This is a genomic window from Moorena sp. SIO3I6 (assembly GCF_010672095.1).
In genome coordinates this window covers 1-1779 of the sequence record NZ_JAAHHU010001024.1, presented here as the reverse complement: position 1 = coordinate 1779, position 1779 = coordinate 1, and the positions used below count along the sequence as shown (strand labels likewise).

Below are 1779 nucleotides of genomic sequence, written 5' to 3'. Positions count from 1 at the left end.
TTCCTATGGATTTATTCGCTTCCGGGCTTTAGTGAATTGAACCTCCCCACCCGTCGCAGGGATGGGGATTCCCAGGCACAGCCGTGGGCGACTGTTATCGACCTGGGCGTGACTTTCCCGCGCACCGAACGCGCCCCGCGTGGCCTATGGCCAGGGTAGCTGAGTAGGGTCTTTTGCCCTGTTTTTTTGAGACCCTTACTTTTTATATTAACACTATTTGAGACGGAATATTCATCCCCGACCTTTGAGGACGGGGTATTCTTTTCCCTCTCAAACTCTCCCACTCTGATAAATCAGAATTTAGAATGAAGAATGAAGAATGAAGAATGAAGAATGAAGAATTCTAAACTCTAAACCTGAAGGTGATCTGGGCTAGATGTGCTATGGCATGGTCAATGGCCGGGTTTGGATGGTACATTAGCTGCAACAGTATATTTTGTGATCAGTGATCGACACCCCCGGTTCGCATCTACTATTGAAAATTGTATATTTACTTGGAGTGGTAAGCCATGGTGAGGCAGATTGAAACCCTATCGAGATCAGCTCTGCAAACGGAAGTATCTCACTTACGGGAAGAGTTACAGCTTAGAGACCAGTTAGTGCAGCAGCTGTCTCAAGAACTATTCCGCTTGGTGAAGGGGAATGCTAATTTCAAACCTCCCCAAGAGGTGTCTGAGCGCCATAAGGCTCAGATGGTGGTCTTGCGAGAACAGTTGCACGATGTGGAGCAGCAGGTGGAATTTTATCAACAGCAAATTGCCACCCGTGACACGGAAATTAAGCAATTGCGGGAATCAGTAGAAGAATTAACCGAGCGCTCTCGTCAGCTAGAACAAGTTGTACAAGAGCTACCAAAAATTTATCACCAGAAGTTTTCGGAACGGATGGCACCAGTCAAAGAGAAGGTGACCATGTTACAGCGGGAAAACCGACAACTCCACGCAGAACTCCAGAGTGTCAGTTACCGATTAGCGGTCAGAAGCCGCAATATCACCCGGGTTGATCTACCGAGCTTCAATCGTCAGAATGCTAGTCCAATCCCAACTTTTGGTAGTGTGTAACAGCCTTTGGGTTAGGGGTGCCTCATCTGGAAGGTTGTTCGCGTAGCGTGGCCAAAGGCCAAGGTTGAAGGTTGAAGGTTGAAGGTTGAAGGTGGGTTTGTCGAAGGTTGTTCGCCTTTGGCCTTACCTAAGGGTAGGTTGGTTTGTTGTTCGCGTAGCGTGGCCTTTTGGCCAAGGTTTCTGTATAGCTGACGGCTGACAACTGACGGCTGACAACTGACCGCTGACAGCTGCTGACGGCTGACAGCTGAGGGGTGACTGCTGACGTTTATTGCTTGGTTTGCAACAGTTAACATTGGGGAAAACTTGGGGAAAACTTGGGGAATACTTTCAACAAATCTGTCAACTGGCTAACTTGTCAACTTGCCAACCCTTCGACTTGACCACCCCATATCATGAGCTACTGTCTTAATCCTAAATGCCAAAATCCTCAAAATCCGAATCAGGCCAGGTTTTGTGCCTATTGTGGCCATAGATTACGATTAGGCGGACGCTTCCGTGCTCTGAGGCTAATTAGTATTGGTGGTATGGGGCGCACCTTTCTGGGGGTGGATGAGGCAGATGATAGCAAGACTAAGTGTATCATCAAACAGTTATCCTTACAAAATCAAGATACCAACAATGCTCAGAAAGCGGCTGAGTCTTTCCGCCAAGAAGCGACTAGGCTGCAAGTGCTGGGACAACATCCTCAGATTCCGGAACTTCTGGCCTATTTTGA

At 47.9% G+C, this 1779-nt stretch carries 3 protein-coding genes; 2 read left to right on the top strand and 1 reads right to left on the bottom strand.

Annotated features, from left to right (window positions below; translation table 11 throughout):
- Nucleotides 1–509: 509 nt before the first annotated feature.
- Nucleotides 510–1061, top strand: coding sequence for an Npun_F5560 family protein (locus F6K49_RS45660; protein WP_075904048.1), 552 nt, complete (start codon nucleotides 510–512; stop codon nucleotides 1059–1061).
- Nucleotides 1062–1072: 11 nt separating this feature from the next.
- On the opposite strand, the gene F6K49_RS45655 is transcribed toward F6K49_RS45660, so the two are convergent.
- A complete protein-coding gene (locus F6K49_RS45655; protein WP_293054792.1) occupies nucleotides 1073–1357 on the bottom strand; it encodes a hypothetical protein in 285 nt (94 codons plus the stop codon).
- 99 nt (nucleotides 1358–1456) lie between these two features.
- Between F6K49_RS45655 and F6K49_RS45650 the strand changes: the two genes are divergently transcribed.
- A partial coding sequence (locus F6K49_RS45650) for a 4-Cys prefix domain-containing protein (RefSeq protein ID WP_366514326.1) occupies nucleotides 1457–1779 on the top strand: 323 nt, incomplete at its 3' end.